Source organism: Phyllobacterium sp. UNC302MFCol5.2, assembly GCF_000686005.1.
GTDB classification, from domain to species: Bacteria; Pseudomonadota; Alphaproteobacteria; order Rhizobiales; family Rhizobiaceae; genus Phyllobacterium; species Phyllobacterium pellucidum.
Genome location: NZ_JMLL01000010.1, coordinates 1562532 through 1587252 on the forward strand (window position 1 = coordinate 1562532; position 24721 = coordinate 1587252).

Annotated in this window: 27 protein-coding genes and 1 tRNA gene; 10 read left to right on the forward strand and 18 right to left on the reverse strand. The window is 58.2% G+C overall.

Annotated features, from left to right (window positions below; translation table 11 throughout):
* Window positions 1-8: 8 nt before the first annotated feature.
* Window positions 9-230, reverse strand: coding sequence for a hypothetical protein (locus BR48_RS0109545; RefSeq protein ID WP_091920945.1), 222 nt, complete (start codon window positions 228-230; stop codon window positions 9-11).
* Between the two features lie 164 nt (window positions 231-394).
* Here BR48_RS0109545 and BR48_RS0109550 point away from each other — a divergent pair, with 164 nt between their 5' ends.
* Window positions 395-1915: an HWE histidine kinase domain-containing protein gene (locus tag BR48_RS0109550; RefSeq protein WP_036813623.1), complete on the forward strand. Its 1521-nt coding sequence runs from the start codon at window positions 395-397 to the stop codon at window positions 1913-1915.
* On the opposite strand, the gene BR48_RS0109555 is transcribed toward BR48_RS0109550, so the two are convergent.
* From BR48_RS0109555 to BR48_RS25810, 3 genes are all read right to left on the reverse strand, one after another.
* A complete protein-coding gene (locus BR48_RS0109555) occupies window positions 1895-2362 on the reverse strand; it encodes a hypothetical protein (protein WP_027231099.1) in 468 nt (155 codons plus the stop codon). The genes BR48_RS0109550 and BR48_RS0109555 overlap by 21 nt on opposite strands.
* A gap of 1 nt (window position 2363) precedes the next feature.
* Window positions 2364-2702 carry a DUF883 family protein gene (locus BR48_RS0109560; RefSeq protein ID WP_027231100.1) on the reverse strand — a complete coding sequence of 113 codons (339 nt, stop codon included), beginning with the start codon at window positions 2700-2702 and terminating at the stop codon, window positions 2364-2366.
* 257 nt (window positions 2703-2959) lie between these two features.
* Window positions 2960-3118 carry a DUF3309 family protein gene (locus BR48_RS25810; RefSeq protein WP_036813626.1) on the reverse strand — a complete coding sequence of 53 codons (159 nt, stop codon included), beginning with the start codon at window positions 3116-3118 and terminating at the stop codon, window positions 2960-2962.
* Between the two features lie 185 nt (window positions 3119-3303).
* Here BR48_RS25810 and BR48_RS0109570 point away from each other — a divergent pair, with 185 nt between their 5' ends.
* From BR48_RS0109570 to BR48_RS0109580, 3 genes are all read left to right on the forward strand, one after another.
* Complete coding sequence (locus BR48_RS0109570; RefSeq protein WP_027231101.1) at window positions 3304-5307, forward strand: AI-2E family transporter; 2004 nt, start codon at window positions 3304-3306, stop codon at window positions 5305-5307.
* A 251-nt stretch (window positions 5308-5558) separates the two neighbouring features.
* A complete protein-coding gene (locus BR48_RS0109575; protein ID WP_027231102.1) occupies window positions 5559-5750 on the forward strand; it encodes a CsbD family protein in 192 nt (63 codons plus the stop codon).
* Window positions 5751-5896: 146 nt separating this feature from the next.
* Window positions 5897-6139, forward strand: a complete 243-nt coding sequence (locus BR48_RS0109580) for a DUF768 domain-containing protein (protein WP_027231103.1) — start codon at window positions 5897-5899, stop codon at window positions 6137-6139.
* An 8-nt stretch (window positions 6140-6147) separates the two neighbouring features.
* Here the strand turns inward: BR48_RS0109580 and BR48_RS0109585 are convergent, their stop codons facing one another.
* The 4 genes from BR48_RS0109585 to BR48_RS0109600 form a co-directional block, all read right to left on the reverse strand.
* Window positions 6148-9387: an error-prone DNA polymerase gene (locus BR48_RS0109585; protein ID WP_027231104.1), complete on the reverse strand. Its 3240-nt coding sequence runs from the start codon at window positions 9385-9387 to the stop codon at window positions 6148-6150.
* Window positions 9384-10826 carry a DNA polymerase Y family protein gene (locus tag BR48_RS0109590; protein ID WP_027231105.1) on the reverse strand — a complete coding sequence of 481 codons (1443 nt, stop codon included), beginning with the start codon at window positions 10824-10826 and terminating at the stop codon, window positions 9384-9386. The genes BR48_RS0109585 and BR48_RS0109590 overlap by 4 nt, the downstream gene beginning before the upstream one ends.
* A gap of 13 nt (window positions 10827-10839) precedes the next feature.
* Window positions 10840-11628, reverse strand: coding sequence for a hypothetical protein (locus tag BR48_RS24215; protein WP_036813629.1), 789 nt, complete (start codon window positions 11626-11628; stop codon window positions 10840-10842).
* An 85-nt stretch (window positions 11629-11713) separates the two neighbouring features.
* Window positions 11714-12142, reverse strand: a complete 429-nt coding sequence (locus tag BR48_RS0109600) for an Lrp/AsnC family transcriptional regulator (protein WP_027231106.1) — start codon at window positions 12140-12142, stop codon at window positions 11714-11716.
* A 123-nt stretch (window positions 12143-12265) separates the two neighbouring features.
* On the opposite strand from BR48_RS0109600, the gene BR48_RS0109605 reads away from it, so the two are divergent.
* Window positions 12266-13369 carry a saccharopine dehydrogenase family protein gene (locus BR48_RS0109605; RefSeq protein ID WP_027231107.1) on the forward strand — a complete coding sequence of 368 codons (1104 nt, stop codon included), beginning with the start codon at window positions 12266-12268 and terminating at the stop codon, window positions 13367-13369.
* Between the two features lie 176 nt (window positions 13370-13545).
* On the opposite strand, the gene BR48_RS0109610 is transcribed toward BR48_RS0109605, so the two are convergent.
* From BR48_RS0109610 to BR48_RS0109620, 3 genes are all read right to left on the reverse strand, one after another.
* Entirely contained in the window at window positions 13546-14796 is a 1251-nt protein-coding gene (locus BR48_RS0109610) for an aminopeptidase (RefSeq protein ID WP_027231108.1), read from the reverse strand.
* Between the two features lie 122 nt (window positions 14797-14918).
* Window positions 14919-15764 (reverse strand): SDR family NAD(P)-dependent oxidoreductase, encoded by an 846-nt coding sequence (locus BR48_RS0109615; protein WP_027231109.1) that lies wholly within the window; start codon window positions 15762-15764, stop codon window positions 14919-14921.
* Window positions 15765-15838: 74 nt separating this feature from the next.
* Window positions 15839-16267 carry a hypothetical protein gene (locus BR48_RS0109620; protein ID WP_027231110.1) on the reverse strand — a complete coding sequence of 143 codons (429 nt, stop codon included), beginning with the start codon at window positions 16265-16267 and terminating at the stop codon, window positions 15839-15841.
* Window positions 16268-16521: 254 nt separating this feature from the next.
* On the opposite strand from BR48_RS0109620, the gene BR48_RS0109625 reads away from it, so the two are divergent.
* Window positions 16522-16815, forward strand: coding sequence for a DUF6074 family protein (locus tag BR48_RS0109625; protein ID WP_051614722.1), 294 nt, complete (start codon window positions 16522-16524; stop codon window positions 16813-16815).
* A gap of 27 nt (window positions 16816-16842) precedes the next feature.
* Here the strand turns inward: BR48_RS0109625 and BR48_RS0109630 are convergent, their stop codons facing one another.
* The 3 genes from BR48_RS0109630 to BR48_RS0109640 form a co-directional block, all read right to left on the reverse strand.
* Entirely contained in the window at window positions 16843-17154 is a 312-nt protein-coding gene (locus BR48_RS0109630) for a PepSY domain-containing protein (protein ID WP_027231112.1), read from the reverse strand.
* Window positions 17155-17360: 206 nt separating this feature from the next.
* The gene (locus BR48_RS0109635) at window positions 17361-17777 is read right to left on the reverse strand and encodes an HD domain-containing protein (protein WP_027231113.1); all 417 of its coding nucleotides are present in this window, start codon (window positions 17775-17777) and stop codon (window positions 17361-17363) included.
* A gap of 123 nt (window positions 17778-17900) precedes the next feature.
* Complete coding sequence (locus tag BR48_RS0109640; RefSeq protein WP_027231114.1) at window positions 17901-18605, reverse strand: DUF899 family protein; 705 nt, start codon at window positions 18603-18605, stop codon at window positions 17901-17903.
* Between the two features lie 487 nt (window positions 18606-19092).
* Here BR48_RS0109640 and BR48_RS25455 point away from each other — a divergent pair, with 487 nt between their 5' ends.
* Window positions 19093-19647 carry a GNAT family N-acetyltransferase gene (locus BR48_RS25455; protein WP_280949028.1) on the forward strand — a complete coding sequence of 185 codons (555 nt, stop codon included), beginning with the start codon at window positions 19093-19095 and terminating at the stop codon, window positions 19645-19647.
* A gap of 25 nt (window positions 19648-19672) precedes the next feature.
* On the opposite strand, the gene BR48_RS0109650 is transcribed toward BR48_RS25455, so the two are convergent.
* From BR48_RS0109650 to BR48_RS0109665, 4 genes are all read right to left on the reverse strand, one after another.
* Window positions 19673-20230: a methylated-DNA--[protein]-cysteine S-methyltransferase gene (locus BR48_RS0109650; protein WP_027231115.1), complete on the reverse strand. Its 558-nt coding sequence runs from the start codon at window positions 20228-20230 to the stop codon at window positions 19673-19675.
* 133 nt (window positions 20231-20363) lie between these two features.
* Window positions 20364-21278 (reverse strand): hypothetical protein, encoded by a 915-nt coding sequence (locus tag BR48_RS0109655; protein WP_027231116.1) that lies wholly within the window; start codon window positions 21276-21278, stop codon window positions 20364-20366.
* A 258-nt stretch (window positions 21279-21536) separates the two neighbouring features.
* Window positions 21537-22628, reverse strand: coding sequence for a PHB depolymerase family esterase (locus BR48_RS0109660; protein ID WP_027231117.1), 1092 nt, complete (start codon window positions 22626-22628; stop codon window positions 21537-21539).
* 118 nt (window positions 22629-22746) lie between these two features.
* Window positions 22747-22836, reverse strand: a tRNA-Ser gene (locus tag BR48_RS0109665).
* Between the two features lie 347 nt (window positions 22837-23183).
* Here BR48_RS0109665 and rplU point away from each other — a divergent pair.
* From rplU to BR48_RS0109680, 3 genes are all read left to right on the forward strand, one after another.
* Window positions 23184-23669: a 50S ribosomal protein L21 gene (gene rplU / locus BR48_RS0109670; protein WP_027231118.1), complete on the forward strand. Its 486-nt coding sequence runs from the start codon at window positions 23184-23186 to the stop codon at window positions 23667-23669.
* Between the two features lie 23 nt (window positions 23670-23692).
* Window positions 23693-23965 (forward strand): 50S ribosomal protein L27, encoded by a 273-nt coding sequence (gene rpmA, locus BR48_RS0109675; protein WP_027231119.1) that lies wholly within the window; start codon window positions 23693-23695, stop codon window positions 23963-23965.
* A gap of 119 nt (window positions 23966-24084) precedes the next feature.
* A complete protein-coding gene (locus tag BR48_RS0109680) occupies window positions 24085-24705 on the forward strand; it encodes a GNAT family protein (RefSeq protein ID WP_027231120.1) in 621 nt (206 codons plus the stop codon).
* Window positions 24706-24721 lie beyond the last annotated feature (16 nt).

Here is a 24721-nt window from a genome sequence, read left to right on the forward strand (position 1 = left end):
TGCAATCGCTAAAGCGTAGCAGCGCCGGCTTCCGGCTGCTCCGCATTCAATTGGTCGAGAGCCAGTTCAATATCGCGAAGGTTGCGCGTCACACCGTCATCCGGGTCCATGCCGCCCTCAGTGGCCGCTCTTTGCAAGCCCCTTGCTTCGCTCAAAAGTTCCTTGAGCCGTGCAATTTTCTGTTCCCTACTCAATCCCGCATCGGTGAGAATATCGTTCGCTTCGAGCATGGGTCTCTCCATTTTATGCCCAACAAAATCATTGAACACTCAACCAAAACGGGGAGGCCGATTATTTGTTCCCGTCTGGAACAATGCTTAAAGGGTGGCGTTGATGGACCATGATGTAGTAACGATTAGTGTGGGGAGCGGGGTGTGGAGTGCCTCATAGAGATATGAAATCACCGCCAATTTCAGAAAACCTTTTTCAGGCAATGTCCGAGCCTGCCCGGCTCGATGTCCTTTCGAGCCTGACGCCGTTGGCAATCGAGAACGACACGGATTTTGATAACATCGCTGCACTTGCGCTCACCACGTCAGGCGCGAAGGCTGCTCAAATCTCGCTTGTCGATGAACGACAGAGCAAGGTTCTAGCGCATAGGGGAACGCTTGGACGCGCCAACATGTGGACGTTCGAAGCTGCGGCTTTGACGATTCCTGAAGCCAGTTGTCTCGTCATTCTCAATGCAGCAGAGGATGTCCGTTTTTCCGAGCTTCATTGCGTTACCCATGCGCCGCACCTCAGATTCGTTGCGGTGGCGCCCATCTGCGTCTCGGATGAATGTATTGGCGCGGTCAGCGTCATGTCGGACGAAACACGGACGGACTTTACCGCCGCGCAGCAGGAGCAACTGGCAAGCCTCGCCAAGGTGGCAGGGTCACTGATCGAGCTCAAGCGTGACTCGCGGCAGGGAGATGAGCGCGTCGCTACGCTGCATCGGGATGACGATCGCAATGCCATGGCGCTCGAAGTCGGAAATGTCGGAAGCTGGGTCTGGGATCTGCGAAACGGCCGGTTCACAGGCAATCGCATGGCCTATGAAATGCTCGGACTCGATTCGGATCGTACAGTCAGCGGCGAGGATGTGTTTCGGGCCATGCATCCCGACGATTTCCCTGCCATGAAGTCGGCCTTCACGCGGGCACTGGCGCAGAACCAGGATTACGTCGGCGAGTTTCGCGTCGCTTCGTCGGGCCAGTGGCTGCTTGGCCGCGGCCGCATTTTCGAGCGTGACTCGTCCGGCAAGCCTGTCGTCGCTGTCGGCGTCAATATCGATATCACCAAAACCAAGACGGCGTCGGAAAAGACGCGCTTTCTCCTGCGTGAACTCAATCACCGGGTCAAGAACACGCTCGCCATGCTGCAATCGCTGGCAAGGCAGACGCTAAGCCGCACATCCGATCCGGCAGAATTCATGGAAGCCTTCTCAGGCCGTCTGCGCGCAATCTCTGAGGCTCACACATTGTTGTCGGATCGCGAGTGGAGCGGGATCAGTCTCGTCGATCTCATCACGAAACAGGTGGAGCCTTACGCGATCTTCGATATTGGCCAGATTGAACTCGTGGGCGAAGATATCATGCTGCCTCCTGATCATGCCCTCGGGCTCGGGATCGCCTTGCATGAGCTTGCCACCAACGCCGTAAAACATGGCGCACTGTCGGTCGCCACCGGTCATGTGCGCATCGTCTGGCAACTGGAAGTCGGGCTGCATGAGTCGCGCATCGTCATCCGCTGGACGGAATCCAATGGCCCGCGCGTAACGGCGCCGAACACCCGAGGGTTGGGTTTGAAATTGATCGAACGCAGTTTGGATAAGGTGCTGTCGAGCAGTGTGCGGCTGAGCTATCCGGAGACCGGCATAGAGGCAATCGTCTCAATGCCGATCGGGGATCAGTCAGATCCCGCCGCCGGCTGATGGGTCGTTGCGGGGGCGACGCTTTTTCTTCTTGCCTGCGAGAGACAGGCCACCAAATGCTACAAGCGGGACCGTGAGCATCAGCAACGCTCTCGAACGAAGCAGCGCTGGAGCCACGGCCAGGGCCGCGATGGTCAATACGGTCGATGTATCTACTTTGGCGCGTTCTTCCTGGCGGCGTCGTGCCGAGGAAGAGGCGATTTTCATTGCAATATACGCGATGATCGCGAGGCCAAAGGCTGAACCCGCGATGATCAGGGCCGCATATAACGGGCCGTAATGTTCTGCCAAGCTGATCTGCGCCGCCACCAACAGGAAAACGGCGCCAATCGTGACCAGAACCGCGATGATTGCGGCGAAGATGGCGCTCTGTTTGGCTCGGCTGACGACCAAGCCGACCTCTCCAGCCGCCAGGCTGGTTAAAAGTGGGGCCAGCAGCTTCAGCATGTCAGCGGCGAGCGATAAGCGCGAGAAGGAAACCCACGCCGGCTGCGACTGCGAGTGTGGTCAAGGGTTTTTCCCGCACCGTCTCGACGATCTGGTCTTCCAGTTCACGCGCCTGCAGCCGCAGGTCTTCGAAGGTCTCCTCGCCGCGCATTTTCGCGGATTCGAACGAACTTGCCGCGCTTCTCCGGGCATCCTGGGCTCTATTCTTGCCGATCTTGCCGAGTGTCGCCGTGATGTTCGCAATGTCTTCCCGCAGCGCAGCCACCTGTGCCTGCAGATCGGGATTGGATTCGGTCGCATCGTCAACCGCCTTGCGAACCTTCGAGGAAACAGAGGCCATGGGAAAACTCCTTTTAGAAAATGGCTGCATATGCTGCGGGAAACGTCGCGTGGCGACATTTGTTCCACGCTTGCGAGCACATCGCAAGCTGGCAAGCCGAAGATGGATAACAAGACGCCGGCCAGACGGCCGGCGCTAAATGAGGAATTGTTTAAGAAAGATAGCCGAGCAACCAAAGTATGAGGATGATCGGAAGTGGCAATCCTATAAGCCAAAGTAATGCACCACGCATCATGTCTGAAATCTCCTTGCTAACGTTAAATCCTGCCCATCAAGAGCAATATGAGAACCACGACCAGGACAATGCCGAGCAGACCCGAAGGCCCGTAACCCCAGCTTCTCGCATGCGGCCAACTCGGAAAGACGCCGATCAATGCGAGAATGAGAATAATGATTAACAATGTCCCTAGTGACATTCCGCGTCTCCCTGTGAGTGGCAAATCGTTCAGTGCAAAAACACGCGAAATGAAATTTGGTTCCTGTTGAGGTTGCAGAGAGTGGAACCAGGTGTTGAATATGCAACCAATTTGAGCCGGCTTCGTTTCTAGTCCGGGTTGTAACGGGAGCGTGCTATTCATGAACCTCAGATTGGGGGATTCTTATGCCGTCTGAGGATAGCGGGTCAAAGGTTTCGCGCGCGGTCGAGCGGATCAGTTTACGTCCGGTTCCAGCGCCCGAAGCAGTAGATCCCCAACAGCAGTTTCCGCCGGTTGTCGTCGCAATTGCCATTGTCGCTGCGCTTTATTTCGCACGCGATGTTTTCGTGCCGCTGGCAATGGCGCTGCTCCTGACCTTCGCCCTTTCGCCAATGGTAACGAAGCTGCATCGTTCCGGCATTCCCAAGGCCTTTGCGGTCATTAGCGTCGTCGCCATGGCGTTCCTCGCCATATTCATCTTTGTCAGCATCGTCGTCAGTCAGCTGACGGTGCTGGCGCAGAACCTTCCAAGCTACCAGTACAATATAGAAGCCAAGATCCGCACGGTGAAGGAAGCGCAATCCGGCAACAGTATTTTCGACCGCGGCGCCAGGATACTGAAGCGGTTCAACGATGAAATCGGCCGCTCGGACGAGGTCGAGCGTTTTGCCGTAGAGCCGGAGAAGAAGCCCGAGCCGCAGCACGAGCGGCCGCAGAATGTCGAGAACAACCAGGCGGCCGGTGGATCCCCGCTGCAGGGCAATGATCCGAACAAGCCGGTTCCCGTGGAGATCAAGTATCCGCCACCCGACCCCCTGAGCCTGCTCCAGACTTTCGCAGGCCCGCTCATCCAGCCCCTTGCCACGGTTGGCATCATCATCGTCGTCGTCATCTTCATGTTGATGCGCCGCGAGGATCTGCGCGATCGCTTCATCAAGCTCGTCGGTGCCAGCGATATCCACCGAACGACGACTGCGCTCCACGACGCCGGAAAACGTGTTGGCCAATATCTTTTGATGCAGCTGATCATCAATATCAGTTTCGGCGTTCCGATTGGCATCGGGCTCTGGGTTATCGGCATCCCCAATCCGATGCTGTGGGGTATGCTCGCGATCGTCTTGCGCTTCGTTCCCTATATCGGTCCGATCATGGCCGCCGCCTTTCCCCTTATTCTGTCGCTGGCGGTCGATCCCGGCTGGATGCTGTTGTTCTGGACCGGTGCGCTATTCATCGTCCTTGAACTTGTCAGCAGCAATGTCATGGAGCCGTTGCTCTATGGATCAAGAACGGGTCTGTCGCCGGTTGCCATCCTCATGGCCGCGATCGTCTGGACCTGGATCTGGGGGCCAATCGGACTAATCCTTTCAACGCCGCTCACGGTCTGCCTTGTCGTTCTCGGCAGGCATGTTCCAAAGTTCGAATTTCTAGACGTCCTTCTCGGCAACGAGCCTGTCCTTTCACCGCCGCAACAGCTTTACCAAAGGCTTCTTTCCGGCGATCCGGACGAAGCAACGGAAAGGGCGGAGGAGTTTCTGCAGTCTTCCACGATCGAGGAATACTATGCTTCGGTCGCGATCCCGGCGCTGTTCCTCGCCGAGAACGACCGGGCGAGAGGCGTCCTTGATTCGACCCGCCGCAGCCGCGTAGCTCAGGGAACCGTTCTTCTCGTTGAAAATCTCTCGGAACATCACGACGACGAGGAGGAAGAGGAAGAAAACGGCAAGCCGGAAGAGACTGAAAAGAGTGCTGATCGGCCGGGCACCAAGCCAAAGGCAGCCAAAGCCAAGGCCAAGGAACCGCCGCCCGAAGAAGAAGCGCGTGTCGCCATTTCGGCAGGCGGCCGCGGCGAATTCGACGATGCGGCAGCCGTCATCCTTGGCGATATTCTGGAACGGCGTGGCTTCGAGGTGCGCGATATTTCCCACGACGAACTCGAGTCCGGCAGCATCGGTAAGCTCGACCTTACGGGCGTCAGTGTCATTCATATCAGCTATCTCAATGTCTCGTCGGTGGCCCATGCGCGGTATCTGGTCCGCCGCATCCGGCGCAGGAACGGGCGCGTCAAGATCGTCATCAGCTTCTGGTCGGAAGATCCTGAGAATGTCGATGGTGAGAAGATCGTCGGGTCGACGCGCAACTGTCATTTTGCGTCGTCCGTGGAGGATGCGCTGGAGCTGATCAGTGCGTGAAAGGTCACGTCTTGTCAGGAGACGTCACCGGAAGATTTCAGGCTTGGAACCAAGACAAAGCTGACACGTTTCGAGGGTGCTGGCCAACCCCAGCCAGTAGCGTAAGGACCCGGTGCCTGTTCCCCCGTGGGCGCCGGGTCACACTATTTTGGATTATCGAATGTTTTCAATGAATTGAATATATCACTCGCGGAACCTTTACAAGTTCCCGCCGTTTCAATGGGGTAAATGCAAATTTCAAGGAGCACATGATGGGTAGCACCAGCGATAAAGTTTCGGGCACGGCCAACAAGGCTGCAGGCAACCTTAAACAGGCTGCAGGCAAGGTGTCAGGATCACGCAAGATGGAAGCCGAAGGCAAGGCCCAGGAGCTTAAGGGCGATGCTCAGGTAGCCAAGGGCAAGGCCAAGGACGCGGTCAAAAAGGTTGTCGACAAAGCTTGACGTATTCATCGCTTTTTTGATTTTGGCCGGCTCGTTGAAGCCGGCCAAATGCTTTCATGGGCCCATCATCGCACTGGATATATGGCGGATAAGGGCATATTTTGAAGGCAAGCTGGACGGTGTTGGGAAGAGGTAAGGAGGATTGGATGAGCCAGAGAGCGATCGATTTTGTCAATGACTGGATCTCGACCAACGTGGATGCAAGCAAGCCGGCGGACATGGCGCATCATGACCGGCGGCCCAAACAGCTGGCAGAGAAATGTGCGGCGGATGCGGAAGCTGCGGGCATTTCGTTCGCAGAGATAAAGGATGGTCTGGGCGATCTTGAGATCTGCATGATCACCGCCATTGATCGCGCGGCCCTCGCCAAGGAAAGCAAGCAGGCCTAAGCGATCGACTAATGAAAATCCCGCGATTTCGGCAAGATGCGTACATTGCGCGGATGACGGCCCCGCGATTCTTCTGAAACAGGATGCGCAACTTCATCGCTATGCGAGACGGGCAGCGTTGCGAGTTGTTCGGATAGAAGGTAAAGCGCGTTGGTTCGGTCGGTAAGCCTGGTTGCCACGACATGGACGACGTTTTCGGCGCTCTGAACAGTGCCCTCGATAAGGATCAGCCGGGCGCCCATCACTTCACGGCGGTACTTCTCCAGCATCTTCTTCCACACGACAATATTGGCGATGCCTGTCTCATCCTCGATGGTCATGAAGACAACACCCTTGGCGCTTCCCGGCCGCTGCCGGACTGTGACGACACCCGCAACCTTGACGCGGCGATTATTGCCGAGATTGTTGGCCTGCCTGCAGGTCAGGACGTTCTCGCGTGCAAACATCTCGCGAAGAAACTGCATGGGGTGGCCCTTGAGGGAAAGCCGCGTCGATTCGTAATCCGCAACGACATGTTCGGAAAGTTTCATTGAAGGCAGCCTGGTCTCTGCTTCCTCCGGAAGTTCGTTGCTGTCGGCCGCCTGAAAAAGCGGCAAAGTCTCGTCGTTCGGCAGGCGCCGCACCGCCCAAAGCGCCTCGCGTCGGGCAATGCCGAGCGAACGGAACGCATCGGCATCGGCAAGGAGGACATAGGCTCTTCTCTCGAGCCGCGTCAGGCGACGAAACTCTTCGATATTGGTATAGGCCGAGCGGCGTTTGGCCACGATGATATTTGCCCAATCCTTGGAAAAACCACCGATCTGACGCAATCCCAAGCGCGTGGCGAGGCCCTTACCCGTCTTTTCGAGCGTATTGTCCCAACTGCTGAAATTGATATCGGCAGCCCGGATTTCCACGCCATGCTCGCGGGCATCGCGAACGATCTGCGCCGGCGCGTAAAAGCCCATGGGCTGCGAATTTAAAAGCGCAGCAGCAAAGGCTGCCGGATGATAGCATTTGATCCAAGAGGAAATGTAGACGAGGATGGCAAAGCTTGCAGCATGGCTTTCGGGAAAGCCGTATTCGCCAAATCCCTTGATCTGATTGAAGCAATTTTCGGCAAAGCTGCGCTCGTAGCCGCGGCGGACCATGCCATCCACCATCTTCTGCTCCATCTGGTTGATCGTGCCCACACGGCGGAAGGTTGCCATGGCCCGGCGCAACTGATTGGCTTCGTCGGGCGTGAACTTTGCAGCTTCGATGGCAATGCGCATCGCCTGCTCCTGAAAGAGCGGCACGCCGAGGGTCTTTTCCAGAACGTTGCGCAATTCGTCCTTGTCACCATGCTCGGGCGAAGGGGCGGGATAGAAGACAGGCTCGATCCCGTTGCGGCGACGAAGATAGGGATGCACCATGTCGCCCTGGATCGGGCCTGGACGGACAATGGCGACCTCGATGACCAGATCGTAGAATTTTCTGGGCTTCAGGCGTGGCAGCATGTTCATCTGGGCCCGGCTTTCCACCTGGAACACGCCAAGGGAATCGGCATTACAGAGCATGTCGTAGACCTTCTCGTCCTCCTCGGGGACGGTTGCCAGTTCGAACCGATCGCCGCCATGAAGATGAATGAGGTCGAACGCCTTGCGGATGCAGGTCAGCATGCCGAGCGAAAGCACATCGACCTTCATGATGTTGAGCGCGTCGATATCGTCCTTGTCCCATTCGATGAAAGACCGCTCGGCCATGGCGGCGGGGCCGATCGGCACGGTCTCGTCGAGCCGCTCCTGCGTCAGCACGAAGCCGCCGACATGCTGGGAGAGGTGGCGGGGAAAGCCAATGAGTTCGGTTGCAAGCCGGACCGCGCGGCGGATCATCACATTGTCAGGATCGAGACCAGCCTGCCGCACCTCCTGCTTTTCAACCGCCGAACCCCAACTGCCCCAGACCGTATTGGCAAGCGCTGCGGTGACGTCCTCAGTCAGTCCCAGAGCCTTGCCGACATCGCGAATGGCACTGCGCGGGCGATAGCTGATGACGGTGGCGACGATGGCGGCGCGATGGCGCCCGTAGCGTTCATAGACCCACTGCATCACCTCTTCACGCCGCTCGTGCTCAAAGTCTACATCTATATCGGGAGGTTCCTTGCGCTCGGCCGAAAGGAACCGCTCGAACAGTAGGTTGATCTTGACGGGATCGACCGCGGTAATACCGAGGCAATAGCAAACCGCCGAATTTGCCGAAGAGCCGCGTCCCTGACACAGGATATTCTGCGATCGGGCGAAGGTGACGATGTCGTAGACGGTCAGGAAATAGGGCGCGTAATTGAGCTGGCCAATGAGGGCGAGTTCCTTTTCAAGGAGTTCGCTTACCTTGCCGGGAACACCTTCCGGATAGCGCTTTGCCGCACCCTTCCAAGTCTCGTCGATGAGATGCTGCTGGGGCGTCTTGCCTGGCGGTACGGGTTCGTCGGGATAATTGTATTTCAACTCATCGAGAGAGAACCTGATAGGCTCGATGAAGCGACGGGTTTCAGGCAGGGCGCCAGGAAAATGCCGGAAAAGCCGCTGCATCTCCTGCGGCGATTTCATATGCCGCTCGGCGTTCCTTTCGAGCCGCCTGCCCGCCTCATCGATCGTCACATGTTCGCGAATGCAGGTCAGGACATCCTGCAGCGGGCGACGCGAGGGCGTGTGATAAAGGACATTGTTCACTGCCAGAAGGGGAATATCCGCCTTGGCTGCCATGCGGGCCAGCCTTTCACCATAGCGCCTGTCTGCACCTTGATGCGGCATGGCAAGCCCAAGCCAGACCGAACCTGGAGCCGCCAGCGCAAGTATCTTGAGGAACGGTGTTAGGTCCCTGCTGCCGCGGGCCGGCATGACGATGATCTGGAAGTCCCTCGCCCGAAACTGAAAATCCTCGAAACGGAGATGGCATTCGCCCTTTATCTTCGCTCGGTCCTTGCCCTCGCTCAAAAGCCGGCAAAGCTGGCCATAGGCCGGGCGGTCGCGCGGATAGACCAGCAAATCCGGCGTATCGTCGATGAAAACCAATCTGCATCCAATAAAAAGCTTGAGATTGATTCCCGCAGCCTTCTGCAAATCCCTGTGCGCAGAATAGGCGCGGACGACCCCGGCAAGCGTATTGCGGTCGGCAATGCCAAGGCCGTCAAGACCGAGAAGGGCGGCGGCCTTGACCAGTTCTTCCGGCTGGGACGCGCCTTCCAGAAAAGAGAAATTGCTAGTAACGGCAAGCTCGGCATAATTCATGCGAAAAGCCCATGCAGATACCAGCGCGGGTTAGGAGTGCCGCGCTCGAGCAAGCCTTCCCTGAAGACCCAGAAGCGTTTGCCGGAACTATCCTCAAGCCGGTAATAGTCCCTTGTCAGCGCTCCGGAATGTTCCCGCCACCATTCCGGAGCGATGCGTTCCGGGCCTTCGGCGAGGACGACATTGTGCCTGACGCGGCGCCAGATGAATTGCGCGGGCGGCGAATCCGGAACCTCGAAGGTCGCCTCGATGCGTTCAGGCGGCTGGAAAAGCCTGACCGGTCGCTCGGGTGGATCGCCTTGAGGCTGCGCCGTCCATTCGCCATTGCTTTCGCGCTTGGTCTTTGATGCGGGCTCGAGAGCGACCGTTCGCTCCGGAATATGGGTGTCGACAGGGGTTGGCCGCAGGACGCGGCTATTGCCGAGGCGGATGGAAAGCCGGTCGATCAACCTTTCCACCTCTTCGGTTTCCTGCTCGCGGTCATCGAGACTTTTCTGCTGATGCTGGGTACGGTCCGTGCGCAGGGCACCAAGGCGGATCATGTCAAAGCCGAAGCCAGCATCGAGAGGCTCAGCAAGTGTGGACAAGCGCTCCTTCATCAGGCGCATCAGGGTTTTCGTATCGGTCAAGGGTCTTCCTGCCTCGATGCGCAGCCGGCGCACATTGCCGTCAGTACGGAAGAAGCTAGCCTCGATTTCGCGGGCGCCTTCAACGCGCTGCCCCAGGCGGATGAACAGCTCGTCTGCCAGATGAACGAGCACAAACTCGACGGCTTCCATCGCAATCAAGGGCTCGGCCATGCGCCTTTCCACCATGCAGACTGGTACGATGCGGCGCGGCGAAATAGGCTTGCTCTGCCGGCCAAACAGCGCATCGAGACCCGCAACCACACCATTTCCGAAGCGGGCTGTCAGGGCTGCACGCGGCAGAACATCAAGATCACCGACGGTGCGCAAGCCGGCACGCCTGAGACCGGCAATATGTGCGTCTTCGAGATCGAGGCTGACAAGAGGAAGCGCATAAAGCCGCCGGCTCTGGTCTGACGGCTCAACGATGCCGCCCGCAGAATGCCGGGCGAGCGCGCTTGCCGCTGCCGCATTGCCGGCAAAGGCCGTCTTCACGATCATGCCATACCGCTGCAATTGCCGGTGAACGTCCTCAAGCAATGTGGGTTCATCGCCGAAAAGGTGGATGCACCCGGTCATGTCCAGAATAAGCCCATGCGGCGCATCGAGTGCAACCAGCGGCGTATAACGGTCGCACCTGTCGGCAAGCTTTTCCAAAAGCTCGCCATCCTTGCGCGGCGAGGCGAAGGCGATGTCGAGCTTGTCGAATTGCGCGCGGGCATCGGTCAGGGCCATGCCCTTGTAAAGGCCGGCCTTGGCTGCTTGTTCGTCTACAGCCGTCAGCCTTAAGGCATTGGCAATCTTGTCCACCACTATCAGATGCTGGTCAGTAAGAGCGCGTGCCGGACTTTCGCGTTTGAGGCGGTCGGTAGGCAGGTGCGGGAACCACATTGCCAGAAAGCGGTTCGATCTGTCGGAACACATGGTCTTCACTCTCCCATTGCAGGATCCAATGGCCGGTCATGCCCTGCCGATTGCGAATAAGCGTCGCATCGAACACGGGATGGCCGGGGGCATTTGCCCCGCTCGATTGCGATGCGGCGGAACGGATAAGCCAGCGCGTAGTCGCGGCATTTTCCGTGGGCTGAGCGCCGAGCCGCAGGAGAAAGGCAGGCACATTCGTCTGCTGGGCCGAAAGCAGCAATTTGCGCGAGGCCGTAAGGTCGAGACACTTCGGATTGCTCCAGGGCGCGATAATCACCGCACCTGTTCCGCGAATGCCCAGGCTATCCGCAGCCGCCTTCAGCACATCCTGCGGCGTGGCACAGCGCACGATGACGAGGCGTTGCGGGTCGAGGCCGATATGCCTGAGGCCTGGCGCATAGGGAAACCCATGTTCCTGGGCTGCGAAATCCTCTTCCAGCCACAAGATGAGGCTTTGGTCGGAGGCAGCGCGCAGGGCAAGAGCGATGACGAAGCCTGTTGCTGCCCCAGCGTCACCTGCCTCATCGGCAAAGACCTCATGGACTGCGCCCCTCTCGATTCCGTGGCGGAACATACGGTCGAGCGTTTCGATGCCGAAGGCAAAGGCAGAGCGCTTGGCGGCAGGCGAAATGCCTGCGCTCAAAGACGCAATATCACGCCGCAACGCCGTAAGATCGACGGTTGTCGCCACCTACTCAACCCCTGAATGTTCACGATATGTTCTATTATGGAATCCAATGGCGGTGAGAGTCAAGCAGTTGCCTGAGTTTACGTTCTCAACGATCGATGCGCGTCGAAAGAATAATCGACGACATGGTGCGTTCGACGCCCTCAAGCGCGCCGATCTCGTCAAGCAATCGGTCGAGCTCCTGGATCGAAGGCGCTTCGACGATAACGATCATGTCGAATTGTCCGCTGACCGAATGCAGCGTCCTCACCCAGGCAATCTTTTTAAGGGCCGCCTCAACCTTGACGGCAAGCTTTGGCAAGGCGGTGACGAGCACATGCGCCTTGACGAGATTCTGCTCATACTCCGGCGAAAGCTGCACGCCATAGCCGCGGATCATTCCGCGCTTCTCCAGTCGCTCGATGCGGCTTTGCACCGTCGTGCGCGAAACGCCAAGCTTGCGGGCGAGGTCGGCGGTGGAAGTCCTTGCATTCTCGCGCAACAGGGAGAGCAGGGCATGATCGGCGTCTGTCAGCATATTGTCTAATCCATTCGTCGAAATACTAAAAAATAGCATGTCATATCGTCAGTTTACATACTTCATTTCGCCGAACAAGCCTGCGACATTCGCGCGAGATTATTTTGTCCATTGGGGAATCATATGAAAAATATCGTTGTCGTAGGCGCAGGCAAAATCGGCGGAACAATCGCCAATCTCCTCGCCAATACCGGGGATTACAGCGTCACCGTCGTCGACCGCTCGCAAGCCCAGCTCGACGGGCTCGACGTATCGGCGAACGTTGCAACGAAATGCATCGAAATCGACGAAGCCGGCGCACTTGAAGGGGTTCTTGCAGGAAAATTCGCTGTATTGAGCGCTGCGCCGTTCCACCTTACCACGCGCATTGCCGAGGCAGCTGCGAAGTCCGGCGTTCATTATCTCGACCTTACCGAAGACGTCGCCAGCACCCGCATTGTCAGGCAGCTTTCGGCAACGGCAAAGACTGCTTTCATCCCGCAGTGCGGTCTTGCGCCAGGCTTCATCTCGATCGTGGCCAACGACCTCGCCAAGCGTTTCGACTCGCTTGAAAGCGTGCGCATGCGCGTCGGCGCATTGCCGCAATATCCGTCCAACGCGCTCAACTACAATCTGACCTGGAGCACGGACGGCGTCATCAACGAATATTGCGAGCCTTGCGAAGCCATCGTCGATGGCGAGTTGATCGAAGTTCCGGCGCTGGAAGAGCGCGAGGAATTCTCCCTCGACGGCGTCACTTACGAGGCGTTCAATACCTCGGGCGGTCTCGGCACTCTGTGCGAATCGCTGCTCGGCAAGGTGCGCACCCTCAACTATCGCACCATTCGCTATCCCGGACATGCGGCCATCATGAAGGCGCTGTTGAACGATCTCGGCCTGCGCGATCGCCGCGATGTGCTGAAGGACATTCTCGAGAATGCGCTTCCGTCCACCCTGCAGGACGTCGTCGTCATCTTCGTCACCGTCAGCGGCCGCAAGAAGGGCCGGCTCCTGCAGGAAACCTATGCCAATAAGGTCTATAGCAACCATATCGGCGCGCAGCTTTACAGCGGCATACAGATAACCACGGCATCGGCCATCTGCGCCGTGCTCGACATGCTGGCCAAGGGTGACCTGCCGCAGCAGGGCTTCATCCGCCAGGAAGACATCGCGCTCGACACTTTCCTCGCCAACCGCTTCGGCAAGGCTTACGCCCAGGCCGAATCGGCAGGACGTCTCGTCGCTTAAATACCCTCGGCGTTCGAAATGAGAGAAAGAGGAGTTGGCCCCGGCCAGCTCCTCTTTTTTGTGCAAAGGCGAGATTTCACTGATCGCCGCATCGAATTTACTCTTGCGCGTTCGGCGGCCGATGGCCTGTGGCAAACCGCCGAATTTGCGGTCTCGCTGCCAGCGTTAAGCGCTCGTTAGACCCATTCGCCCTTGCGCATGACCGGCACGGCGGATCCGTCCTTGTTGATGCCGTCGACATCGATCTCGCCCGAACCGATCATCCAGTCGATATGGATGAGGCTTTTGTTTCCGCCCCGGGCCGCGACTTCATCCGGCGTCAACCTGTCGCCATTGATGAAGCACTTCGAATAGCACTGGCCGAGCGCGATGTGGCTGGCGGCGTTTTCATCGAACAGCGTGTTGAAGAACAGGAGGCCTGAGGCCGAGATCGGTGACGAATTCGGCACGAGAGCGACTTCGCCGAGGCGCCGCGCGCCTTCGTCCGTGCCAAGCACCTTGTTGAACACTTCTTCGCCGCGCGTTGCCTTCGCCTCGACGATCTTGCCGCCTTCGAAGCGAACCTTGATGTTCTCTATCAATGTTCCCTGATGCGAGAGCGGCTTGGTGCTCGATACGTGACCATCGACGCGCAGGGCATGCGGGGTTGTGAACACTTCTTCGGTCGGAATGTTGGGGTTGCAGGTGATGCCGTTCTTGGCAACCGAAGCGCCGCCATGCCACTCGTGCTCGTCGGCGAGCCCGACGGTCAGATCGGTGCCCGGGCCCTCGAAATGCAATGCGGAAAAGGCATGGGCGTTGAGCCACGCCGTGCGCCGGTGCAGGGCGGCGTTGTGATCGCGCCAGGCGCTGACCGGATCCTCGACATCGACACGCGATGCGGCGAAAATCGCATCCGCGAGCATCGCGACCGCAACGTCCGGATCCTGATCCGGGAAGACCTGTTTGGCCCAGGAGGGGTTGGGATAGGAAACAATGTTCCAGTTGATGTCGAACCCGGCAATCTTTTCCAGCGCCGGCTGATAGGCGCGCGATTGCGCGCGATTAGCGCGGGCGACCTTCTCCGGATCTTCGGCGGAAAGCAGCATGGGGTTATCGCCGGCCACGGCGAGACGCGCGGTATTTTCTGAGAACGCCTTGGCCATGCCTTCATAGAGCCAGCCTGCAGAGCGATCGAAGCTGTCGTCCGGCGCGTTGCGATAGCGCATCAGGGTCGTTTCTTCATCGTTGTAAAGCGCCGTCACGAGGCCGGCGCCGGCCTTATAGGCATGTTCGGTGATGCGGCGCACGAGAGGCACCGCCGCAAGCGGCGCGGTGATCAAGAGATCCTGCCCTGGCTGCAGCTGCAGGCCGATCTTGACGGAAACTTCCGCCAGACGGTCAAGCTTGACGGGATCGACGGACGGGATTTTGGGGGATGAGGTCATTGGAAATCCATGCTGATCAAAACGATGCTCCAGCATAGAACCGGACCAACGGCCGCATCAAGGCACGATCCGAATTAAGTTCAGTCAGCATGAACCCGTCTGTGATCGCGCTGTTGTGCTGATCAGTCAGTGTCCCTCAGAAATGCGGTGAACTTGTCCTGATAGTCCGGATGCCAGCGCGAAAGCGGCGGGCGGTTCTCGATCATGTCGTGCGCGGCCCAGAATATGCGCTTTTCATCCAAGGCGCGGGTCACGTCGTTATCGGGACAAAGAATGTAGAAATCGCCGGCGGATACGCGCTCGAGCATGAAATCGACGGTCTGTTCGGCTGTCCATGCGCCCGCTGGTTTCTCTGTTCGACCGCCTGCGGCGAGCGGCGTATAGACGAATCCGGGAATGAAAAGATGTGCCGTTACGTGACAGTCTTTCGTGTTGCGTAACTCGTGCTCTAGGGCCTCGGTGAAGGTTTTGACGCCGGATTTGGAGACATTGTAGGCCGGATCGCCGGGCGGGGTGGTGATCCCCTGCTTGGACCCCGTATTGATGATGAGCCCGGGCTTCTGCCGCTTTATAATCGAAGGGCCGAAAACCTGGCTGCCACGGATGATGCCAAAGAGGTTGACGGCGAGGATGCTGTCCCAGTTTTTTGCATCGAAGACGCTGCTGCCGGGCTGGATACCGGCATTGTTCATCAGAATATCGGCCCCGCCGAATTTGGCGTCGACCGCCTCTCTCAGGTGCTCGAGCTCTGGCACATTCGTGACATCCGTCGCAACGGCCAAGACATTCTCACTTCCGGCCTCGGTCGCCAACGTGGCGCGGGCCGTCTCGAGCTTTTCCCCGGCAAGGTCAGCAATTGCGACTTTGAGACCCATCCTGGCGAAGCGCCTGGCTGCCGCAAACCCTATGCCTGATGCGCCTCCTGTTATAACTGCAACGTTGGATGGTAAAAAAGCCGGATGCGCCATGTCTTTTCCCTCCAATGAGATCGCGTCGAAGCCTGAATCTAGCAGACGCCAGACACGGAAGTAAAACCATTCGGTCAGCCGAAGTTCGGCACGCGCATATAGTGCGCAAGCGGGCCTATCTGATCCTGCGAATCATAGCCATGAGTCTGTTGCGCTGCCTCCAGCGCTTTTTGCCGGAGCGCTTCGACAATCTCTTTTTCGGTACTTTCGCCCATGCACAGCGCCTGCAGGAGGACAATCCTCGCCGTATCGGCAATGCCGGAGCGATCTTCATTGAGAGCGATGTCGAGAATAACCCTGCTGAAGTCGATGCGCTCCAGCGAGAGGGCCGTTATGTAACGTTCGCGATGCGCGTTTTCCGCATCGATGAGGGCATAGAGTTTTTCACGAAGATCTGCACCGACGTTCTCGTACTGCGTTGCCAGATCCGGCGCGGCGGCGGCAAGTTTCTGCTTTTGCCGCTCGCGGTGCCGCCGCTGTCTCTCCGCGTTGCTAAGTGCCATGTCTCACTGTCTGCGCCGTAACGAAAACGAATCACTTGTCCCTCACTTGATAGGCCCGCATGCCATGACGGGCAACATTTTGAGGCCGTTACGCACAGACTGTTCCCGCTGCCCTTGTCGCACAGGGCGTTACGTAACCAGTCCAACAGAGATCGCAGAGGGCCCAAAGGCCTGCGGAAACAAATTGTTAGGACAATTTCCCCTATCGTCAGGCGAATCGATTGACAACCGCGCCTGCGGGAACCGGGAAGAATATGAGCATGTTTGAAGCCGAAGCCACCACGCCGTGCCGGGTCATCGCATTTCCGCTTACGCGGAGGGCGGCGAAGATTCGCGAAGTGGCGGCAAGGATCGCCGAAAAGGTCTCGGACCGGCAAGCCGGTGCCTATCGAAACCAGGTGGCAGAAACGCTCTTCAGACACCTCAGCAAAATCGGCATCGCCGAGGAGGAGCAGGACGAACAGGTCGGCGCCTTCTTCTCGGCCGTTGAACGCGAGCTTGCGCGCCTATCTTACTTTGACGACGCCAACGGCGAAACGGCCTATTAAATCTCCGACAATTTTCATTGTTTAAGATTACCTGACGGCAACAACGTCACCTGTGCGAAGGTCGATATCGACACGGATATCGTCACCGCGGCGGTCTATGCCTTCCACGACGAAGCGCGAACCTCTGCGCCTTACATCGTCTACGTCGCGAACACCCTCGCTTCGCGCGATTCGAACTGCATCACGTTCGGAAATTTCCCGCGAACGATAGGCCGGTTCCCTCTGCGGCTCAGCCAGTCGGACGCCATCGGGGCCAATTACGATAGATTGCGCAAATGCCTGTGGCGCGGACGTGATCGCGACCAAGGCGGTCGCTCCAATGATCAACAGTTTTCTCATAATTCTTCCCTCATAGTTGTTGAATGTTCCGCCCATTCAGCGAGTCAACGTTCAAGTTGCGGGGTGGTTCCTTGCATTCATGTACGACAAACTTAACACCGCGCAAAAAACCCTCGGGCAGTACGGTCGGGGCGGCAAGGAGCACTGCACAAAACGGTCAGAAATATGTCACCGGCGATCGGCATGCGGCTGAATAACACAAATGCTCACTGAAGCCGGACGAGGGCATCTTCATATTTCGCCAGCTTTTCCTCGGCTTGCGATGATCGGCGATCGTTCCTGACCTTGGCGATATTATCCTTCAAATCCATGATCTTGACCCGCCTGCCGAGATCGTTGTTGCGCGTACGCTGCACGAAATCGAAGTAATCCTCGTTGTGGCGGCGCGTCACCGCGTCAACTGCTGCGATAATCTGTTCGGAAAAACCTTCATTGCGCAGATTGTCGAGTGTCCAGCCGGTTTTCTCGACAACGTCGTGGAGAACAGCGACGATTCGCTCGTCCTCATCGTGGAGGCCAAGCATCACCCGAAGCGGGTGCAAAATATAGGGCTCATCATTTTCAGTGCGGTAACCAGCATGGGCACTCGCAGCAATGGATATGGCTTGCTCGAGGGATGGCATGGCAGAACTCCCGGACGTTTTTGATTGAAGATCATAACTGCCCGGGAGCGTAACTGTTCCACCTGTGAAACCCCGTAACTACACTGTAAGAGAACGCATTGAGCGATGCGTTTTTCGCCCGCTCTAGTAGTTCAACTTCGGATACCAGTCCGAACCTCGACCCTCCGGAGTACAGTCAAGGATCGTCCAGATCGGCATCAGGTCCGGCGCGCCGCGCGGATCCTGCCCGGGGTCAGCCGTGACAAACCCCATCTCGCCACCCCAGAAATGGCGGATCGTTCCGTCGCGCCGCGTGAAGACATTGAAGGCCGCGTCATCCCCGCCTTCCGGCGGCCAGGCATGATAGTCGCGGCTGAACGCACCACTGGTGTCGGAATAGAGCTTCAAAGCCTGCCAACCGCGCTCCTTTTTGAAGGCAACGAGGCGTTCGATGGGCGAGCGAGCGACGACCGCCAGTGCAACGCGCTGTTCGACATCGCGAGCTTCGCCGTCCCAGGCACTCAGCAGCGAGGTGCACATGGGACAAGGACGCTCACGTTCCGGTCCGAACATGTAATTGTAGACAACAAGCGTCTGCTTGCCGCTGAACAGGTCGGCAAAACTGACGGGTCCGTCCTCGCTGTCAAAGCGATAGTCCTTCGCCACCTCACCGCCCGGCGGCAAGGCCCGCCGCTGCTCGGCGACGCGTTCGATATGCCGCCTCAGTTCGATCTCCTCCGCCAGAAGGGCATCGCGTGCCTGCCGGTAGGCGGCGCTCTCGTTGGGATAGCGTACGCCATTGCGGCTGGCGAGTTCGGCTGCGGGAGTAAGCGAATGGGATATGCTCATGGCTCGATCCTCTGAAGTTGGCGCCTTGCGCGTGCATCGCGGCAGTTCTGGCATCAAATACCATTCCACCGTGCTAAAGTTTCCGCCCAATAAGGTTGATATCAACATATTGCACAAATGGCAAACTTGATCGCCCTCATCTGTTCCGGGCAGGAAGGGCGCGAATGGGACGGTGGGGACGGGGCGGGGATGACGCTCAGAGGCCTAGGACGGCGACGAAAAACGGAGAAGTCGGGAATCAAAGTGCTCACATTCCACATCCGTCGTTGATGTCTAAGTCACTGGAAACAGTCCCGCGGCGTTATAATCTCGTGGGGAACCGGGGGGCGATATGACCACGTCGTTGGTGAGAGCGGGTCAATAGGCACTACCTTCATCCACCCCCCGCCGTCATCCTCGGGCCCTTGTCCCGAGGATCCATGCCTGCGTAGGAGGCGTATAACGGCAAGCCCCAGGACACCGGAAAGCCAAAATTGATCCTGTTTCGATTTTCGCAGGCCGTGATAACTTCTCTTCCAGGAGAAAACGGATGGATGCAGACATAACAATCAGGCGGGCGCGGGACATTTCCGACTTCGAAGTCGCAAGGGAGTTCGTCAGCGCGCTCGGGGCATGGGATGCAGATATCAATTCCGGCGCCGGCGGCATGCCGTTCCACGACGTCGTCGCCGCTTATTTCGGCGCTTCACCGCAGGACCTCATGGCGAAATTTTCAGAAGACGGCGCGGATTTCTTCATTGCCCATATTGGCGGCGAGGCCGTCGGTTGCGTGGGCTGTACCGATGAAGGTGACGGCATCGGAGAAGTTCACAAACTATATGTAAAGCCGCAGCTGCGTGGCAAACGCGTCGGGCTCGCGCTTATGACGACCGTGATGAATGCCATGCGGGAACAGGGCGCGACCACAGCGCGACTTGTGACTGCCACCTATATGAACGAGGCAATTGCCCTTTATCGCGGTCTCGGCTTTCAAGAGTGCGAGCCCTTCGACCCGGTGCCCGACAGGATTACCATGTTCATGCAATGCTCACTCGTACGTTGAGCGCCGAAGCGCGCCGCGCCGGTTCCTAGAAGCCAAACGACTGCTGTGCCGCTGGTGCCGGGCCAACCTGAACGCCTTCAAGCTCAAGCATGCGCATTTTTGCAGTGGACCCGCCTGGCGCCGAAAAGCCACCTATCTTGCCACCCGCGGCAAGGACGCGATGACAGGGAATAATCAGCGCGACCGGGTTTTTAGCCATGGCAACCCCGACGTCGCGCGCAGCTTCGGGACCGGCGCCAAGTTGCTTCGCCAGTGCACCATAGGTGGTGGTATCACCCCAGCCAACGCGCCGTGCCGCAGCATAAACCGCCGTAAAGAACGGGTCCTGTTCGCCAAGATCGAGTGTCAAACTGGAAAAATCGATTTCTTCGCCGGAAAAATAGCGCTTCACCTCGGCAACTGCGGCGGCTATTTCAGCCGGAGGGTTCGCCGGCGTTCCATCGGGAATGCGGCGCAACAGGTTACGCTCCGTTGCCTCGGCGGTGCGGGACGGCAGTTGAAAACGGGTAATGCCGATATCATTCCAGGCGATGCCGCAAAAGCCAGCAGGCGTATCAAAGATATAGTAGTGGTGGGTTGTCATGGCAGGCACTCTCAAGTTTCAGCCTGCATCAAAAATCGTCGCTTTGGCGTCGAGATTCAATCCGATTCATGCAGCATGCTGACAAAACCCGATTGAATTGCCTGGCGCGGTTGGGCGCGCCAGGCTTTGAGGCTTACTTATAGGCCTTGTTCGTCGCGGCGAGGTTGGTTTCCTCATCTGTATCGCGATGATGGCCACCGAGAGCCGCTGCGACACTCGCAATGAATGCGCCAATCAACATCGAGAACGCCGCCATGAAGGCGGCAGTGGCACCCGCCTTGCGGGCCTTGTCAGCGGCTTCTGCGGCCGCCTTCTTCGCTTCGTCGGCGCGTGCCAGAACAGCATCAACCCTTGCTTTCGCATCGGCTTCACTCAGTCCGGTACGAGAAGCCACAACCTGGTCCAGATAATTGCGGTCATCCGGCGGAAGCGTGCCTGTTGTCGCGGCGTTCAGCAGTATGCGCGAGACTTCTCCGGCCGCCTGACTGGCGCTGTCCGGGGAAGTCGCGGTGGCCGGCGTGGCCGGGCGCAGCAGGCTGTCGACAAAGTACGAAACCGATGTATCGTCGGCCGCAGCGCCGGCCGCGGAAGCGGTAGCATTCGCGGTGCCCGAGACAACGCTGGAGGCCGCCTTTACGCCGGTACTGATGGTCGACGTGACGGCGCTGCCCAGCAGGGCCGCGACGAACAGTGTCGCCAGCGCCCATGCAATGAAGCCGTGGGCAGTATCACGAAAATATACCTCGTTGGTGTGAACGCCCGTCCACTTGGTCCTGAGACGGCCGGTCAGATAGCCACCCAGTCCCGACGACAACCACTGAATAAGAATCAGCCATATGGCCGTGGATACGGCAAAGGTCGTCAGCGAAGCACTCTGGGATGCCCAGGGCGACACGATGGTCAGCCCCAGACCTGATCCGAGCAACGTCAACAAAACCGACGCCGCTGCCGCCGTGACTGAGCCCGCGATGATCGGCCCCCAGCTCACGGCACTCGAACTCGACTCGACAGTCGTGTCCGTACCTGAATTTATATCGGTAAATGACATGCTTCGCTCCTATCGCATGAACAGGAAGAGAAGCAGGATGATCGGGATCGGAACTCCGAGCAGCCAAAGAAGAATACCGCGTCCCATAGAAACCTCCTTAAGGTGTCAAGCTTGCTTTTGGCTGGCCATGATGTGCCAGCCGTATCACTAGAAGCTGTAACGTCCCTATTTGTTCCCGAGCGACTTTATTGTCGACCGCGGCCGATCCAGCCGGGAATGGCATTCTCCCGGCGATGGACCGAAAAGTCGGATAGGGCCCTATCGCATCAGACCCGCAGCGCGAAGCGCGTTTTCAATGACGCTGCCGACAGCCTGGTCGCCGCCGCGAGCGTCGTTGGCACCGATTCCATCAAGCGCCGGCTTGATTGCTTCGACTTTCTGCCGCTCGGTTTCAGTGATCAGGTTCCAGGAATCGGCGATGTGCCAGGTCGAGGAAATGCCCACATCAAGCACGAAAGGACCTGCCGCTCCATACCCGTCAATGCCGCCGGTCTTGATAGGCGTTCCATGGGCCATGCCCTTGATCGTATGGGCTTCTATGCATGCGACACCGTTCGCATCCCGCCATGTCCTGCACTGGTGTTTTTGGGTCAGCGAAGTGATGGTCGGCGCATCGTCGAGATCGCTCAAGTGCCACCACTGGCCAATGATCGCTTCCATATTGACAGGATCGACGGTCGTATCCGCGCTTCCATGCCAGACGGATATCGCCGGCCAGGAACCCGCATGACCGGAGGCTTTGCGGACTTTCTCCGCCAATGCCCGACTTTCCGGCAAACCATGGCCGCGCATGCGGTCAAACGCCTCAGGGATGGTTGATGCAGTACCGAACGGCAGGCCGGCGATGATCGCGCCTGCCTTGAACAGTTCCGGATAGGTTGAAAGCATTGCGGCGGCCATGGCGCCACCCGCCGATAGGCCCGTTATATATGTCCGCGATCGATCGATCGGATAGCGCGCCGACATCGCCACGAGCATCTGACGGATCGACTCCACTTCGCCCTGTCCCCGGCCTACGTCGCCGGGGTTGAACCAGTTGAAGCAGAGGTTCGCGTTGTTGCCGCGCTGCTGCTCGGGAAAAAGCAGTGCAAACCCGTGCGTATCAGCCAATTCTGACCATCCCGAGCCGCGATCATAGCCGGCGGCCGTTTGCGTGCAGCCATGGAGAACCACGACCAGAGGCGAGCCTGGCTTGAAGCTTGCCGGAATATAGTGCCATGCCCGCAATTCGCCGGGGTTCTGGCCAAAATCCGCAAGTGCTTTGAGGCGGGTACTGCCCCCCGCATCAACGATGCCTGCTGGCATGCGATTTACGTTCAGGCGTCTGATCGTGTCGGCTATGTTGCGCATGAAGGCATCCTTTCCCGTCAGCGACCACAATGGCGCCAATTGCTTATAACGCAAGTGCGAAAGGAAAGTTGCTGCACTGCACAAAAATAAAAGGGTGCTGGTGATCAGGCAGAATAGATGGCGGAGAGGGAGGGATTTGAACCCCCGATGGAGTTGCCCCCATGCCGCATTTCGAGTGCGGTGCTTTCAACCACTCAGCCACCTCTCCGCGCCAGAAACCGATCGACTCGGTCTCGAAAGAAAATGGTCAGGAAATTCAACCCTGCCGGTGCCGCGATGCCCTATAGGGCTTGGCTTGAGCGTGCGGCGTGGTAGATAGCGGGCAAAGCTTCGAGATACAAGAGCAATTTTGCGTTAAAATTCTTGACTCTCCAACAAAGCGGATCTTATAAGCGCGCAACGACTGGCGTGGGGGATTCTCCGCGCCGTTTGTTTTTGAATCCGGGCGCCTAATTCTTCGATCGAAGCGCCCTTCTATCAATCTGTCACGACTGACAAAAAGACGGTTATTGCGGCGTGCCGCAAAAAACCGAACCGAACGCCGAAAGGGAAAAAATGTTCGCAGTCATCAAGACCGGTGGTAAGCAGTATCGCGTTGCCGCCAACGACCTCGTGAAGGTCGAGAAAGTTGCTGGCGAAGCCGGCGACATCGTTGAGTTCGCAGAAGTTCTGATGGTAGGCGTCGGAGCCGACGCAACGATCGGTGCTCCCGTCGTCAACGGCGCGCTCGTCACGGCGGAAGTCGTCGAGCAGGGCCGTGCCCGCAAGGTCATTGCATTCAAGAAGCGTCGCCGCCAGAATTCCAAGCGCACGCGTGGTCATCGCCAGGAACTGACGACGATCCGCATCTCGGAAATCCTGACGGATGGTGCGAAGCCTTCCAAGAAGGCCGCTGAAAAGCCGGCCAAGAAGGTAGCCGCTCCGAAGGCAGAAGAAGCTGCCGTCGCCGCGGATGCAACCGAGACGAAAGCCGCCCCCAAGGCCAAGGCTGCGCCGAAGAAGGCTGCAACCAAGGCTGAAAAGCCCGCTACGGGCGAGTAAGAAGAGTTTAGAGGAGCAATCCGATGGCACACAAAAAAGCTGGTGGTTCGTCACGCAACGGTCGTGATTCCGAATCGAAGCGCCTTGGCGTGAAGAAGTTTGGCGGCGAGAAGGTTGTCGCCGGCAATATCCTCGTGCGTCAACGCGGCACCAAGTGGCATGCTGGCACCAATGTTGGTCTTGGCAAGGATCACACCCTGTTTGCGCTTGAAGCAGGCGTCGTTTCCTTCCGTACCAAAGCCAACGGCCGCAGCTACGTGTCGATCGTCAACCCGATCGCCGAAGCAGCAGAATAGCCGGTCCTGCTTGAAGCACCGGCGTCCCATCGGACCCGGTGAAACATGGCAACCGCCAAAAGATCAAAGGGAGATGGGATTAAAGCCCATCTCCCTTTTCGTGTCTGGAGGACGACAAAATGGTTGCTGATTTACTGGAAGACGATGAAGAACGGCTGGACCTGATAGACTGTCCCGTGCTCGTTACGGAACGCCTGGTTTTACGGGCGCCACGTAACGAGGATGTCGACGCAATTGCCCGTCTCGCCGATAACCTTCATGTGGCCGAAATGCTTTCGCGTATGCCGCATCCCTATACGAAGGAACATGCGGTGGATTTTGTGCGCCGCGCCAATGCGGGCGAGATCGGCAAATGCGTCTACGCGATTACCCTGGGCCAATCCGGCACGTTTATCGGGTGCTGTGGCATCAATTACCGGCGCAGCAAGGATGAGTACGTTCCTTCGCGCCGGGACGAGCTGGAAATCGGTTACTGGCTGGGCGAGCCCTACTGGGGCAAAGGCTATGCCACCGAGGCTGCCCACGCGCTGGTCGATCTCGTTTTCCGCGCGACGCAGGTCGAAAAGCTGCACGCCTCGTGTCGCGTGTCGAACATCGCCTCGCGCCGCGTAATCTACAAGAGCGGTTTCCAGTATGCCAACACCGGCATGATGGATTCAATCGCTGCCGGCAACGTGCCTGTCGAGCGCTACATGCTCGATCGGCGCACCTGGATCGGTTTGCGTAGCTGGACATCATAAATGAACTGGCCGTCCT